Origin of the sequence: Streptomyces sp. SID9727 (assembly GCF_010550605.1) — a bacterium.
Lineage (GTDB): Bacteria > Actinomycetota > Actinomycetes > Streptomycetales > Streptomycetaceae > Streptomyces.
Genome location: NZ_JAAGNI010000483.1, coordinates 1 through 14,129 on the forward strand (window position 1 = coordinate 1; position 14,129 = coordinate 14,129).

10 protein-coding genes are annotated in these 14,129 nt (G+C 74.0%); 6 read left to right on the forward strand and 4 right to left on the reverse strand.

All coding sequences use genetic code 11. The features are described from left to right. Positions 1 to 36: 36 nt before the first annotated feature. From G3I41_RS33585 to G3I41_RS33595, 3 genes are read left to right on the forward strand one after another with little or no spacing between them, the layout of a single operon-like run. Positions 37 to 5,574 (forward strand): non-ribosomal peptide synthetase, encoded by a 5,538-nt coding sequence (locus G3I41_RS33585; RefSeq protein ID WP_203602040.1) that lies wholly within the window; start codon positions 37 to 39, stop codon positions 5,572 to 5,574. Then, a complete protein-coding gene (locus G3I41_RS33590) occupies positions 5,574 to 5,780 on the forward strand; it encodes an MbtH family protein (protein WP_164404310.1) in 207 nt (68 codons plus the stop codon). Before G3I41_RS33585 ends, G3I41_RS33590 begins: the two co-directional genes overlap by 1 nt. A gap of 53 nt (positions 5,781 to 5,833) precedes the next feature. Continuing rightward, on the forward strand, positions 5,834 to 7,090 hold the full coding sequence (locus G3I41_RS33595) for a beta-ketoacyl-ACP synthase II (protein WP_164404311.1): 1,257 nt from the start codon (positions 5,834 to 5,836) through the stop codon (positions 7,088 to 7,090). Between the two features lie 32 nt (positions 7,091 to 7,122). On the opposite strand, the gene G3I41_RS37575 is transcribed toward G3I41_RS33595, so the two are convergent. After that, complete coding sequence (locus G3I41_RS37575; protein WP_164404312.1) at positions 7,123 to 8,511, reverse strand: helix-turn-helix domain-containing protein; 1,389 nt, start codon at positions 8,509 to 8,511, stop codon at positions 7,123 to 7,125. 92 nt (positions 8,512 to 8,603) lie between these two features. Then, positions 8,604 to 8,975, reverse strand: coding sequence for an aspartate 1-decarboxylase (gene panD / locus G3I41_RS33605; protein ID WP_164404313.1), 372 nt, complete (start codon positions 8,973 to 8,975; stop codon positions 8,604 to 8,606). A 444-nt stretch (positions 8,976 to 9,419) separates the two neighbouring features. Here panD and G3I41_RS33610 point away from each other — a divergent pair, with 444 nt between their 5' ends. Then, positions 9,420 to 9,731, forward strand: a complete 312-nt coding sequence (locus tag G3I41_RS33610) for a hypothetical protein (protein WP_164404314.1) — start codon at positions 9,420 to 9,422, stop codon at positions 9,729 to 9,731. A gap of 1 nt (position 9,732) precedes the next feature. Here G3I41_RS33610 and G3I41_RS33615 read toward each other — a convergent pair whose 3' ends face one another. Together G3I41_RS33615 and G3I41_RS33620 are read right to left on the reverse strand one after the other, a co-directional pair. Continuing rightward, positions 9,733 to 10,722, reverse strand: a complete 990-nt coding sequence (locus tag G3I41_RS33615) for a helix-turn-helix transcriptional regulator (protein WP_164404315.1) — start codon at positions 10,720 to 10,722, stop codon at positions 9,733 to 9,735. A 183-nt stretch (positions 10,723 to 10,905) separates the two neighbouring features. Continuing rightward, positions 10,906 to 12,624, reverse strand: coding sequence for an acyl-CoA dehydrogenase family protein (locus G3I41_RS33620; protein WP_164404316.1), 1,719 nt, complete (start codon positions 12,622 to 12,624; stop codon positions 10,906 to 10,908). Positions 12,625 to 12,850: 226 nt separating this feature from the next. On the opposite strand from G3I41_RS33620, the gene G3I41_RS33625 reads away from it, so the two are divergent. Both G3I41_RS33625 and G3I41_RS33630 read left to right on the forward strand, forming a co-directional pair. After that, the gene (locus G3I41_RS33625) at positions 12,851 to 13,900 is read left to right on the forward strand and encodes a ferritin-like domain-containing protein (RefSeq protein WP_164404317.1); all 1,050 of its coding nucleotides are present in this window, start codon (positions 12,851 to 12,853) and stop codon (positions 13,898 to 13,900) included. Positions 13,901 to 13,945: 45 nt separating this feature from the next. Continuing rightward, a partial coding sequence (locus tag G3I41_RS33630; RefSeq protein ID WP_275408472.1) for a beta-ketoacyl synthase N-terminal-like domain-containing protein occupies positions 13,946 to 14,129 on the forward strand: 184 nt, incomplete at its 3' end.

Sequence of the window (14,129 nt, forward strand, 5' to 3'; positions counted from 1 at the left end):
GGCGCCGACGCGGCCGGGGGCGCCGCGATGCCCCGGATGGCCGCCGCCGAGCTGACCGAGGAGACGACCGGGGCGCTCACCGCCGCCGCCCGCGCGGCCGGGCTCACCCTCAACTCCGTGGTACTGGCCGCCTGGTCGCTGGTCCTCGGCGGGCTGACCGGCCGCTGGGACGTGGTCTTCGGGCAGACCGTGTCCGGCCGCCCGGCCGGGCTCGACGACGTCGAGGACATCGTCGGCCTGCTCATCAACGCCGCCCCGGTCCGGGTGCGGCTGGACCCGTACGAGGCGCTGGGCGCGCTGGCCACCCGCGTCCAGCGGGAGCAGTCGGCGCTGGAACCGCACCACCACGTCGGGCTCGCCGGCATCCAGCGGCGGGCCGGGCTCGGCGAACTCTTCGACACCTCCGTGGCGTTCGGGAACGCCCCGATGAGCTGGGACGACGTGCGCGCCCCGGCCGGCGGGCTCCGGCTGACCGCCGTCGAGGGCGACGGGCAGGCCGGGTCCACCCACTACCCGCTGAGCCTGATGGCCGTCCCCGGCAAGCGGCTGCGGCTGGAGGTCAACTACCGGCGGGACCTGTACGAGCGGGCCGAGGCCGAGAACGTCGCCGCCCGCGTCCGCCACCTCCTGGAGACCTGGCTCACCGCCCCGGACACCCCGGTCGGGCGCGTCGCGCTGCTCACCCCGGACGAGCGGCACCGGGTGCTGGACACCTGGAACGACACCGCGCACCCGGTCGAGTCCACCACCCTGCCCCGGATGTTCGCCGAGCAGGCGGCCCGTACGCCCGACGCCGTCGCCCTCGTCGCCGAGGACGCCACGCTGACCTACGCCGAGACCGCCGAGCGGGTCGGCGTCCTGGCCGCACGGCTGCGCGGGCACGGGGTCCGGCACGGCGACACCGTGGCCGTCGCGCTGCCCCGGTCGGCCGCCCTGGTCGTCGCCCTGCACGCGGTGCAGGCGGCGGGCGCCGCCTATGTGCCGGTCGACCCGGACCTGCCGGGTGAGCGGATCGGCCGGCTCCTGGAGGACGCCGCCCCCGCGCTGCTGCTCACCGAGACCGCGACGGCCGCCGCGCTGCCGGAGACGGGCGTGCCGCGGCTGCTGCTGGACGCGCCGGGGGAGCCGGTGGACGTCTCCGCCGCGCCGGACGGGCCGCGGGGCGCGAGCGCGGCCTACGTCATCTTCACGTCCGGGTCGACCGGGCGGCCGAAGGGCGTCATGGTGCCGCACGCCGCCGTGGTCAACCGGCTGCGCTGGATGCAGGACCAGTATCCGATCGGGCCCGGGGACCGGGTGCTCCAGAAGACGCCGTGCGGGTTCGACGTCTCGGTCTGGGAGTTCTTCTGGCCGCTGCACACCGGCGCCACCCTGGTCGTGGCGCGCCCGGACGGCCACAAGGACCCGGCCTACCTGGCGGAGCTGATCCGGCGCGAGGACGTCTCCGTCGCCCACTTCGTCCCCTCGATGCTCCAGGTCTTCCTCCAGGAGCCGGCCGCCGCGCGGTGCACGGGGCTGCGGCGCGTCTTCTCCAGCGGCGAGGCGCTGCCCGTCGCCACCCAGAACCGCTTCCTGGAACTCCTCGGTCCCGAGGGCGCCGAACTGCACAACCTCTACGGGCCGACCGAGGCGGCCGTCGACGTCACGTACTGGCAGTGCCGCCCGGTCACCGGGGCCGGTTCCGTCCCCATCGGCCGGCCCGTCTGGAACACCCGCCTGCTGGTGCTCGACAAGGCGCTGCTCCCCGTCCCGCCGGGCGTGCCCGGCGAGCTGTACCTCGCGGGCGCGCAGCTCGCCCACGGCTACGCCCACCGGCCCGTCCTCACCGCCGAGCGCTTCGTCGCCGACCCGTACGGCGATCCCGGGACCCGCATGTACCGCACCGGTGACGTGGTGCGCTGGACGGCCGACGGGGTCCTGGAATACCTGGGCCGCAGCGACGACCAGGTCAAGATCCGGGGCCTGCGCGTCGAGCTCGGCGAGATCGACACCGTGCTGGCGGGACACGCGTCCGTGGGGCAGGTCGCGACCGTCGTCCGCGAGGACCAGCCGGGCGTGAAGCGCCTGGTGGCGTACGTGGTGCCGGCGGGGACACCCGGCGTGGACCCGGCCGCGCTCACCGAGTACGCCGCCGGGACCCTGCCCGAGTACATGGTGCCCGGGGCCGTCGTCCTGCTGGACCGGCTGCCGCTGACGCCGAACGGCAAGCTGGACCGCCGGGCGCTGCCCGCCCCGGCCGCCGCGACCGGCTCCGTCGGGCGGGCGCCCTCGGGCCACGCCGAGGAGACCCTGTGCGCGCTGTTCGCCGAGGTGCTGGGCGTCGCGGACCCCGGGGTCGACGACAGCTTCTTCGACCTCGGCGGCGACTCGATCGTCTCCATCCAACTGGTGGCCCGCGCCCGCAAGTCGGGCCTGGTGATCACCCCGAAGGACGTCTTCACGCACCGGACCGCCGCCGCCCTCGCCCGGGTCGCCCGGACGGTCGCCGACCGCCCGGCCGAGCACCCGGACGCGGGCACCGGACCGCTCCGGCCCACCCCGGTCATGCACTGGCTCCGCGAGCGCGGCGGCCCCTCCGACGGCTTCCACCAGTCCGTCCTGGTCCGCGTCCCGCACCTGGGCACGACCGGCCGGCTGGCCCGGGCGGTCCAGCGGCTCCTGGACCGGCACGACGCGCTCCGCATGCGCCGCCTGGCCACCGGACCGGACGGACGGGAGTGGTCCCTCGACATCGCCGCGCCCGGCACGGTCCGCGCCGAGGACCTGGTGCGCCGCATCGATGTCACCGGGCTCGGCCCGGACGCGCTGCGGGCCGCCGTCGCCGAGGAGTCCGCCGCCGCACGGGACCGGCTCGACCCGGCCGCGCGCCGCATGGCCGAGGCGGTCTGGTTCGACGCGGGCCCCGGCGCCGACGGCCGCCTCCTGCTCACCGTGCACCACCTCGCCGTGGACGGCGTCTCCTGGCGCGTCCTGCTCCCGGACCTGCACCGGGCGTGGAAGGGCGCCGCCGACGGCGGTACGGCGGAACCCGACCCCGTCCACACCTCGTTGCGCACCTGGTCCGAGCGGCTGCACACGGCCGCCCGCGAGCCCTGGCACACGGACCGGCTGCCGCTCTGGGAGGAGATCCTGTCCGGCGGCGACCCCGCCCTCGCGGCCCGCCCGCTCGATCCCGGGCGCGACGTCTACGGGACCGCCCGTTCGCTCACCCTGACCCTGCCGGCCGCGTACACCGAACCGCTGCTGACCAGCGTGCCCGCCGCCTTCCGGACCGGGGTCAACGACATCCTGCTCACCGCGCTCGCCCTGGCCGTCGGCTCCTGGCGCCGGGCGCGCGGGACGGACGGCACGGGCGGGGTGCTCGTGGACCTGGAGGGGCACGGCCGCGAGGAGATCGCGGAGGGCCTCGACCTGTCGCGCACCGCCGGGTGGTTCACCAGCCTCTACCCCGTACGGATCGACCCCGGCTCCGACAGCCCGGACCGGGCGGTCAAGCGGGTCAAGGAGCAGCTGCGGGCGATCCCGGACCACGGCATCGGCTACGGGCTGCTGCGCCACCTCAACCCGGACACGGCGGGCCGGCTGGCCGGCTACGCGTCCCCGCAGATCGGGTTCAACTACCTGGGGCGGATGTCGGGGCCCGGCGAGGGCGTGTGGGACATCGCGGCCGAGGCGGACGCCGTGGTGCCCGGGACCGACGACGGGCTGCCCATGCCGCACGTCATCGAGGTCAACGCCGCCACCCACGACCTGCCCGACGGACCCCGCCTCACCGCGACCTGGTCCTGGCCCGGCGCCCTGCTCACCGAGGCCGACGCGGCGGAGCTGGGCGAGGCGTGGTTCGCCGCCCTGCGCGACCTCGTCGCCCACACCGCGCGGCCCGGGGCGGGCGGCCTGACCCCCTCCGACGTACCGCTGGTGGACGTCGGGCAGGACGAACTGGAAGCCCTGGAAGCCGTCTGGCACCCGGGCCCGCTCGCCGGGCTGCTGCCCGCGACCCCGCTCCAGGAAGGGCTGCTGCACCACGCCCGGTACGACAGCAAGGCCGCCGACGTCTACCACGTCCAGCTCGTCGCCGCACTCGAAGGCGCCCTCGACACCGCCGCCCTGCGCCGCGCCTGCCAGGCCCTGACCGACCGGCACGAGGCCCTGCGCACCGGCTTCCTCCTCCTGGACTCCGGCGAACCAGTCCAGGCCGTCGCCGGACGCGTCGACGTGCCCTGGGCCGAGCTGGACCTGACCCGCCCCGACGGGTCGTCGCCGCGCCCCCGCCTGGACGCCTTCCTGGCCCGCGACCGGCGGGCCCGGTTCGCCATGGACCGCCCGCCGCTGCTGCGCTTCACGCTGCTCAGGACGGGCCCGGACCGGCACGTCCTGGTCTTCACCAGCCACCACGTCCTGACCGACGGCTGGTCCACCTCGGTGCTGCTGCGCGACCTGTTCACGCTCTACCTGAGCGGCGGCGACCCCGCCGCGCTGCCCCGGCCCGTCCCCGCCCGGGAGTACGCCGCCTGGCTGGCCGGCCGGGACCGCGAGACCGCCCGCGAGGCGTGGCGCACCGCGCTCAAGGGCCTGCCCGGGCCCTCGCTGATCGCCCCCGGCCACGACACCGGCACCCTGACCACGCTCCCCGAACGCGTCACCGCCGAACTGCCGCGGGACCTCACCGCCGCGCTCACCGCCGCCGCCCGTGGCGCCGGAGTCACCCCGAACACCGTGGTCCAGGGCGCCTGGGGGCTGCTCCTCGCCGAGCTGACCGGCCGCCGGGACGTCGTGTTCGGCGCAACCGTCTCGGTCCGGCCGCCGGAGCTGCCCGGCATCGAGGACATGGTCGGGCTGTACATCAACACCGTGCCGGTCCGCGTCGAGGCGGCCGACCCCGCCGAACCGCTGCGCGCCCTGCTCGTACGCGTCCAGGCCGCGCAGGCCGAACTGGCCGACCACCACCACCTCGGCCCGGCCGACATCCAGCGCCTCGCGGGCGCCGGACCGCTGTACGACACCTCGATCGTGTTCGAGAACTACCCCAGGGCGGGCGCGCTGCCCGCCGTGCCGGGCGCCGGGCTGCGCGTCGCCGACTTCCACGGCCGGGACGCCTACCACTACCCGCTCAAGCTGATGGCCGTCCCCGGTGACCGGATGTACCTGGAGGTCAGCCACCGCGCCGAGCTGGTGGACGCCGGACAGGCCGCCGCCGTGCTCGACCGGCTCACCGAACTGCTCACCGCCTTCGCCGAGGACCCGGAGACCGCGACCGGGGCGCTGCCCGGGACCGCGCTGCCCGTCCTGGACGTGCGCGCCGTGCCGGTCGCACCGCCCGCGCCCGCCGCCGGTTCCCCAGCGCGCACCGAGGCGCTGTGCGCACTGTTCGCCTCGGTGCTGGGACGCGAACACCTCGGCGCCGACGAGGACTTCTTCGACGCGGGCGGCGACTCGCTGCGGGCCCTCCGGCTCGCCGGGCGCGTCCGGGAGGCGCTGGGCGCCGAGCCGGACCTCGTGGAGATCCACCGTCACCGCACTCCGGCCGCCCTGGCCGCCGTGCTCGTACCCGTACACACCGAAGGAAGTCAGTGATGACGAACCCGTTCGACAACGAGGAGGGGACCTTCGTGGTCCTGGTCAACGACGAGGGACAGCACTCGCTGTGGCCGGCCTTCGCGGAGGTCCCGGCCGGCTGGACCGTCGCGCACGGGGAGTCCGGCCGGGCGTCGGCGCTCGCGTACATCGAGGCCGAGTGGACCGACATGCGCCCCACGAGCCTCATCGACGCCACCGCGTAACGCCCCGTCCCCTTCGTACCTCCGTTCGTACGCCCGCTGAGGAGAACGAGCCCATGTCCCGCACCCTCCACGACGTCGTGGTCACCGGCCTCGGAGCCACCACCCCGCTCGGAGGTACCGCCCCGGCCACCTGGGAGGCCCTGCTCGCCGGCCGCAGCGGCGCGGTCGCGCTCACCGGGCGCTGGGCGAAGGACCTCCCGGTGCGGATCGCCGCCCGGGCCGCCGTGGAACCCACGTCCGTCCTGGACCGGATCGAGGCCCGGCGGATGGACCGGGCCGGGCAGTTCGCCGTCGTCGCGCTCCGCGAGGCATGGGCGGACGCCGGGTTCACCGCCCCGGCCGGGAAGGACGGCGGACCCGACGCCGACCGGACGGCGGCGGTCGTCGGCACCGCCTTCGGCGGGCTGGGCACGGCCCTCACCAACGAGGAGGTGCTGCGGACGGGCGGGGCCCGGCGCGTCTCCCCGATCGCGGTCCCGATGCTGATGGCCAACAGCCCGGCCGCCCAGGTCAGCATGGTCGTCGGCGCCCGTGCCTGCGCGCAGGCACCGGCCACCGCGTGCGCGGCGGGCGCCGAGGCCGTCGCCGCCGGGCTCGACCTGATCCGGCTCGGGCGCGCCGACGTGGTCGTGGTCGGCGGCAGCGACGCGGCGATCCATCCGCTGGCGATCGCCGGTTTCGCGAACATGACCGCGCTGTCCCGGCGCAACGAGGACCCGGAGCGGGCCTCGCGCCCCTTCGACGTCCACCGGGACGGGTTCGTGATGGGGGAGGGGGCCGCGGTGCTCGTCCTGGAGCGGGCCGAGCACGCACGGGCCCGGGGAGCCGGGATCTACTGCGAGGTCGCCGGGGCCGGGATGAGCGCGGACGCCCACCACATGGCCCGGCCCGAGCCCACCGGGAGGTCCCTGGCCCGGGCGATGGAGCGGGCGCTCGCGGACGGCGGCCTGACCACCGCGGACGTGGTCCAGATCGGCGCCCACGCCACCTCGACCCCGGGCGGCGACATGATCGAGAGCCGGGCGATCGGCGCGCTGTTCGGGCCGGGCGGGGTGCCCGTGTCGGCGATCAAGTCGATGACGGGCCATCTGCTGGGCGCCGCCGGGGCGTTGTCCGCGGTGGCGGCGGTGCTCGCGCTGCGGGACCGGGTGGCGCCGGCCGCCGTGAACATCGAGGAGCTGGACGAGACCATCGAGCTGGACGTGGTCCGGGCGGCCCCGCGCCCCCTGCCCGCCGGACCGGCCGCCGTGCTGAGCAACGCGTCGGGCTTCGGCGGCCACCAGGTGGCGCTGGCCCTGCGGGCGGGGTGAGGGGGAGGGGGCGCGGGGGGATCCGGGCGGCGTCAGGCGCCGAGCGTGCGGCCGGACTCCTGGTCGAGCGTGTCGATGTACGCCCTGATCCAGCCGTAGACCCGGTAGCCGTAGCGGGTGCCGCGGTGCACCCGGATCAGCGAGGCGTCGGCGAGTTCGGCCAGGCCGCAGACGACGCTGCCCGCCGTCCAGGCACCCGCCGGATGGTCGCTCACCACGTCCTCGACGGTGAACGAGTCGAAGGACCGGGCCAGATGGTGCAGCAGGTCCCGCTGTTCGGCGGTGAGCAGGTCGTAGCTCCAGCGCACGCTGTCCGCGAGGGTCCGGTGGTGCGAGACGGCCGACAGGTCGAACCGGTCGAACATGTACAGCGCGGGACCGCTGTACAGCAGGGACTCCAGCGACACGGTCCGGATGCAGTGCGCGGCCGCCTCGATCGCGCGCGGCAGTCCGTCCAGGCGCCGGCACAGCTCCGCCACCTGCGGCAGGCGGCTGCCCAGGTCGAGCGTGGGCACGGTGGACCTGGCGCGGCGCAGGAACAGCTCGACGGCGGCGGGGAGGGCTGCCCCGTCCTCCGCGGAGCCGTCGGCCGGCCCGTCCGCGCACGGTTCGCCCGCCGGGAGCGGGGAGACCTCCCAGACGTCGGCCGAGAGCACGGCCAGTGGCCGCCGTGAGGTGATCAGCACCCGCAGTCCGGGGTGCGTCACGACGAGCCGCAGGACCAGCCGGGACACCGTGGCGACGACGTGTTCCGCGTTGTCCACGACGAGCAGCAGGTCCAGTTCCCGGCCGGGCTCGCGGGCGACCGCGTCCGCGAGGACCGCGTCCACGGCCCGGTGCACCTGCTCGCGCGCGGCGGCCGGGTCCGCCGACTCCGGGACGCACGGGCCGAGTTCGACCACGCCGACTCCGTCGCGGAAGCGTTCCTGGAGGCGGGCCGCCGCGGTCAGGGCGAGCCGGGTCTTGCCGACGCCGCCGGGTCCGGTGAGGACGAGCAGCCTGCCCCGCCGCATGGTGCCCAGGACGTGGCGCAGGTCGTCGTCGCGCCCGGCCATGGCCTCGGTGAGCGGGCGGGGGCCGCGCCAGCGGTCGGGATCGACCGGGTGCGGCCAGCGCCCGGAGGCGTCGCGCTGACGGGGCAGGAAGAGCGGGGCGACCTCGTGGCCGGGGTGGAGGCCCTCGGCGCCGGCGAGTTCGGCGAGCGAGGTGCCGAAGGCGCCCAGCAGGAGGTCGACGGAGGCGCGGCGGGGCCGCTTGTTGGAGCCGGTCTCGATGTTGCGGATGGTGCGCACACTGACCCCGGAGCGCTCCGCCAGCTCCTCCTGGGTCCAGCCGCGCGCCTGTCTTCGCTCGGCGAGCAGGTGGCGCAGCCGACGGACGTCCGGCGTCGCGGACATGGGCTGTTCGATGGCCTCGATCATGTGACAGATCCCCCGATTGCTTCTCGTGGCCGTGGTGATGTGGCGCCCCGCCCCGTCCGCCCGGGAGCGGACCAGGGCGGCGTCCTACAGGGTCACGAGGCGGGGTCGGTGCCGACGTGGGCGATGCGGTTGTTCTCGTCGACGAAGACGACGCGCGGCTCCCGCTTGCCGATCTCGTCCTCCTCCATGGACCCGTAGGCGATGATGATGACGATGTCGCCCGGGGCGACGAGCCGGGCGGCGGCGCCGTTGATGCAGACGACGCCCGAGCCGCGCTCGCCCTCGATGATGTACGTCTCCAGGCGCGAGCCGTTGTTGACGTCCACGATGGCCACCTGCTCGCCGAGCAGCAGGTCCGCCGCCTCCATGAGGTCGGGGTCCAGGGTGAGTGAGCCGACGTAGTTCAGGTCGGCCTCGGTGACCGTCGCCCGGTGGATCTTGGACTTGAGCATGGTGCGGCGCATCGGGAAGTTCCCCCTTCGAAGCGGACCGGATTCCGGTGAAGCGAATGAGAGATGGAGGGAATCCGGCCAGATGTTGACGTTGGCGTTTCGCGCGGGGGGCCGTCCGTACATGATGGAAGAAAGCCCCGCCGGGTGGATTCTGCTCATGCGAACAGACGCGCGGAAGGGGGTATTGGTGGCAGCATTTTCCCCGTGGCAGCACGGTGTCAAAGAGGTGGCACGGGTCCGGACCGCCGGCCCGCCGTACCCCTCGCCATCTGCGGCGACGCCCGGCTCCGCGGCCGACGTGGCATGAGGCTGCCGCTGGTCCTTTCCTGCCACCGGAAAACCTTTCCCGCCGCTGCCTTTTCGCTCAGAATGGATCACGGACAGAGCAGAGTTACCCGTCGCCGTCCGGTTCTAGGACCACCGGGCGGGCGGGGATGACAATGGGGGGACAAAGTCATGAGCAGCGCTGGTCGAATTCTGGGTTTCGCGACCGCCGCGGTTGTGTTCTCGTTCGTTTCTCTGGGTGCGACCGCCCAGGCCGACACCGGCTCCGGTCCCGCGGACGCCGGGGTCTCGCTGCGCTGCGAGGGCGCCGGCGCGTCCGTGGAGGGGAACCTGAACTGGGACCTGGTGCCCGACGGGAACCTGAACTGGGACTCCGTGCCCGGCGGCCTGGACCTGGACCTCGGTCTCGACGTGGACCTGCCCGGCGGCAACCTCAACTGGGACTCGGCGCCCGTCTGCACGGTCGCCGCCGGGGCGAACTAGGTCAGATCCAACCGCGCTGCCCCGCCCGGAGACCGGCCTCGAACCGGCTCCGGGCGTTGAGGCGTTCGCTCAGGTCGGCCGTCATCCTGCGCACCGTACGCAGGGACACGCCGAGGCTCTTGCTCGCGGCGGCGTCGGTGAGCCCCTGGGCGAGGAGCCGCAGCAACTCCTGTTCCCGCCGGGCGAGTCCGTGCTCGTCCAGCTCCTCGCAGCGGTCGTGCCCGTCGCCGAGCGGGACGGCGTCCGCCCATACCCGCTCGAAGAGTTCGACGAGCGCCTTCACCACCCCGGGCGAGTTGATCTGGACGGCCCCCTTGCGGGTGTGGTCCGGGTCCATGGGCAGGATCGCCACCGTGCGGTCGATCACCGCCATCCGTATCGGCAGCACCGGCACGGTCCGCACCTGGCCGCCGATGCCGGTCAGCCAGCCGGCGTACTCCACGGTCGTGGCGTCGTTGCGCACGCTGTCCAGGTAGACCGTGCGCATCCGCACCCCGCGCCCGATGACGTCGCTGTCGAGCGGCTTGCTCGCGGCCAGGCTCGCGGCCGACTGGCCGCCGCCCGGGTTGAACGTCATGCACTCCTGCCGGGCCGCGTCGGCCAGATCCTGCATGCGCTCCTGTACGGAGTCCATGCCGATCAGGCGCTCCGCGTCCGGCTGCGAACGCGACGGATAGAGATGCCCGAACTCCGCCAGCATCGAGCGGATGTCCGCCCTGGTGCGCTCGTACTCCTTCTGCCGGTCGTGCAGTTCGGTGAGCTGGTCGCTCAACAGGGAGTAGAGGCTCAGGTTCGGGTCCACGGGCCGCAGCTCGTCCTGGTACGGGACGGCCAGGAGTTTGCGGTCGATCAGCTGGGCGACGGCCCGCCGCACCTGCTCCTCCGTCAGATTCAGCCGTTGCCGGACATCGCTCGGCCGCAGCCCGTGGTTCTCGAGGATGAGCCGGTACACATCCTCTTCATGGGATTCGAAGCCCAATCTGCTCAGCATTGTTGTCCCCCACAACGCATACCGAGGGGTGACGCAACAGGTGCGCACCCCTAGGGGCCCTGTCCAACGACCCCTCGACCCGCAGGAGTGTAGCTCCGGTGAAGGGTTGCCTGTAGGTGCGTGTATGCGTATATGTCCCATCCTTTTGACGGCACGGTTGGCCTAGTGCCGGTCAAAAGAGGGTCAAGAGACGGTAGGGAGAAGCGAGAAGTCTTCACCTTTCGACAGCGAATCCTCCACGTCACGCACAAAGTCCTCCTGGTGCCGCTCGCCCAGCAGCCGGCCGGGTTCCAGCCGTTGTACGAGGCGCTGGAGGGCCAGAATCAGCCAGCCGGCACCGCGCACCGCGCTCCGCTCCCGCTCACCCCCGTACAGCCACACGTACAGGCAGGACGCCGCCGCGTGCAGCACGCAGTGCCGGGCCGCCGCGCGCGACGCCGCCACCGAGTCCGGGGCCAGGCCCGCCACATCGGCGTACAGGGCGGTCCGGTGCGCCGACAGTTCCGCCAGCAGGACGCCGAGTTCGGCCGCCGACTCCTCGTCCAGCCGCTCCCGCGCGACGTCCGCCGCCTCCCGCACGGCGTCCGGCCAGCCCCGGGTGATCTCGTCCTGGGCGGCGCTGGTGAGCTGGAGGGCGTCACCGGACGGGGCCCACACCGGCGCCTCGCGCGACCAGTCGAACAGCGCGCGCAGCACCTCGCGGCCCCCCTCGGCGGGCCGGTCCGCGACCGCGGCGACCGTCGGCAGCTGGGTGGCGATGCTGTGCAGATTGACGTGCGTCGTGCCCTCGAAGACCGTCGTGATGGCGTGGTCGCGGCGCAGCTTCTGCAGGGCCCCCGACGCCACGCCCTCGCGGAGGTAGCCGCGCGCCCCCAGGACCTTGCCCATGTGGTCGAGCACCTCCTCGCCCATCACCGGGACCAGGTACTTCACGACCGACGACCACAGGCTCATCCGCGACGGAACCACCGACAGCGCCCGCGCCACGGGCAGCGCCACGCACTCGGCGATCAGGAGGTCGAGATGGGCGCCCACCAGGTGCTCCCGCACCACCGGGATCTCCTTCACCGGCGACCCGTAGAGCACCCGCTCATTCGCGTACCGCATCCCGATCCGCAGCGCCGAGTCCATGGTGCCCAGCGACATCGCGCCGATGGCGGTACGCGTGATCTGGAGGGTCTTCAGCACCGAGGCGAGCCCCCGGTACGGCCGGCCGACCAGCGCCGAGCGGGGGACGCGCGCGTCGTGGAACGTGATGCCGCTCAGGTCGTGGCCGCGCAGACCGGCGCCCTTCACGAACGGGGTGTTCGACCACGCCCCGTCCGCCAGCCGCTCCTTGTCCACCAGGAACAGCGAGAGCCCGCGCCCGTCGTGCTGGGCGAGGACGCTGACGAACCGCGACCTCGTCGCGTTGCCGACCGGCCACTTCTCACCGTTGAGCACGATGTGGTCGCCGTCCGAGACGGCCGTCGTACCGCTCGCCGCGAGGTCGCTGCCGTGGTCGCGCTCCGAGATGCCGAAGCAGGCCATGGCCCCGGAGGCCAGCCCCGCGGCGACCGGGCCGCGCTGCTCCCCGGTGCCCCACAGCCACACGGGCGCGACGCCCAGCAGGGTCGAGCCGAACAGCACCGAGAACGTCAGGTTGCGCCGGGCCAGGGTGCGGGTCAGCAGGAGGGCCGACTCCAGGTTCCGCAGCCGCCCGCCGTCGCCCTCCGGTACCAGGAAGTCGGCGAACCCCCATTCCAGCAGCAGCTTCTTCGCCCCGGCGGGCAGTTCGTCGCGCTCCTCGGCCGCGACGGTCGCGGCGAACGAGAAGGGTCCTTCGCCGTCGGCCGGGTCGCCGAGCAGCCGTTCGAGGGAGGCGACGGTGTCGAGGGTGGGCCGGGCGTGCTCCAGGGTCATCGGAACAGCTCCATGAGGGTGGTGGGAGGTGGCGCCCGCCGGGTTGCGGGGGGCGTGGGCGTGGGCGCCCATGCTCGGCGCGGGGGCGCGCGGGCCACCAGGCAACCGACCGGCAGCTGTTGATGCCCGCAAATTGCCCAGGGCCTTCCTGGCCGGGGGCCATGGGGGACGCGAGGGTGTGGGCCGGGGCCGACGGGCCACGGTGGATGAAAGGATCGCGTTCCCGATGACCGACGTTTCCGTTGAGGGCTCGGCCCCTCCGCGCGGCGAGGACGGCACGTCCGACTCGACGCTCTTCACCCTCGACCGGGCCCGCGAGGACCTGATGGAGGTCGACGCCTCCATCCGCGCCTGCCTCACCTGGGACTACAGCGGGCGCGACAGCCGCATCTGGAAGCTGTACCAGCGCAACAAGCAGAACCAGTGGGACGCCGACACGGAGATCGACTGGAGTCACGACGTCCGCTTCGGCGCCCCCCTGTCCGACGACCAGAGCGCCGGTCTCGCCTCGTTCGTCGTCTCCGAGAACAGCCCCGTCCCCCGCGAACTGCTCAACAGCTTCCGCTGGGAGTACCAGGCCTGGATGGTCAGCCAGTTCCTCCACGGCGAACAGGGCGCCCTCGTCACCACGGCCCGTCTGGTCGAGACCGTCCCCGACCTGGAGGCGAAGGTGTACGCGGCCTCCCAGGTCGCCGACGAGGCCCGGCACGTCGAGGCGTTCGCCCGGTACATCGACGAGAAGATCGGCGTCTCCTACCCGATCAACCCCGGCCTCAAGTCCCTGCTGCGCGACCTGCTCGCCGAGTCCCGCTGGGACGTCGTCTACCTCGGCATGCAGGTCATCGTGGAAGGGCTCGCCCTGGCCGCGACCCGGCTCGCCAGCAGCGGCTTCGGCGACCCGCTGATCACCTCGATCACCCGGATGATCGCCAAGGACGAGGCCCGGCACATCGGCTTCGGCGTGGTCTCCCTCACCGGCCTCTACAACGACATGACGACCCGGGAGCGCGACGAGCGCGAGGCGTTCCTCCTGGAGGCCGTCCACCTGATGTCCCGCCGGTTCCTGCTGCGCGAGGTCTGGGAGCGCATGGACCTCGACGTCGAACAGGGCCTCGCCTTCGCCCGTACCGACCCGATGATGTTCGGCTACCGCCAGCTGCTGTTCCAGCAGGTGATCCACGTCCTGCGGCAGCTCGGCCTGCTCACCCCCAAGCTGCGCGAGCTGTTCCTCGCCGAGAACCTGGCCCGGCCCGAGGCCCTGCGCACCGCCGCCTGAAGCCTGTCGCGCCCCGCGCCCCGAAGCGGAAGGAGAGGGCCGGCGATGTCCGTCGCCCGTACGCGCCTGCCCGAGGTCGTCGTCACCGGCCTCGGCGCCACCACCCCGCTGGGCGGCGACGCCCCCACCACCTGGCGGGGCATCGTCGCGGGCCGGTCCGCCGCCCGCGCCCTCACCGAGCCCTGGGCCGACGCGCTGCCCGTCCGCATCGCCGCCCGGGCCGCCGTCG

Coding starts and splice junctions, on each gene's coding strand:
- G3I41_RS33610 (WP_164404314.1), top strand. CDS start 9,420: ATGAGCAGCGCTGGTCGAATTCTGGGTTTCGCGACCGCCGCGGTTGTG.
- G3I41_RS37575 (WP_164404312.1), bottom strand. CDS start 8,511: ATGATCGAGGCCATCGAACAGCCCATGTCCGCGACGCCGGACGTCCGT.
- G3I41_RS33595 (WP_164404311.1), top strand. CDS start 5,834: ATGTCCCGCACCCTCCACGACGTCGTGGTCACCGGCCTCGGAGCCACC.
- panD (WP_164404313.1), bottom strand. CDS start 8,975: ATGCGCCGCACCATGCTCAAGTCCAAGATCCACCGGGCGACGGTCACC.
- G3I41_RS33625 (WP_164404317.1), top strand. CDS start 12,851: ATGACCGACGTTTCCGTTGAGGGCTCGGCCCCTCCGCGCGGCGAGGAC.
- G3I41_RS33620 (WP_164404316.1), bottom strand. CDS start 12,624: ATGACCCTGGAGCACGCCCGGCCCACCCTCGACACCGTCGCCTCCCTC.
- G3I41_RS33615 (WP_164404315.1), bottom strand. CDS start 10,722: ATGCTGAGCAGATTGGGCTTCGAATCCCATGAAGAGGATGTGTACCGG.
- G3I41_RS33590 (WP_164404310.1), top strand. CDS start 5,574: ATGACGAACCCGTTCGACAACGAGGAGGGGACCTTCGTGGTCCTGGTC.
- G3I41_RS33585 (WP_203602040.1), top strand. CDS start 37: ATGGCCGCCGCCGAGCTGACCGAGGAGACGACCGGGGCGCTCACCGCC.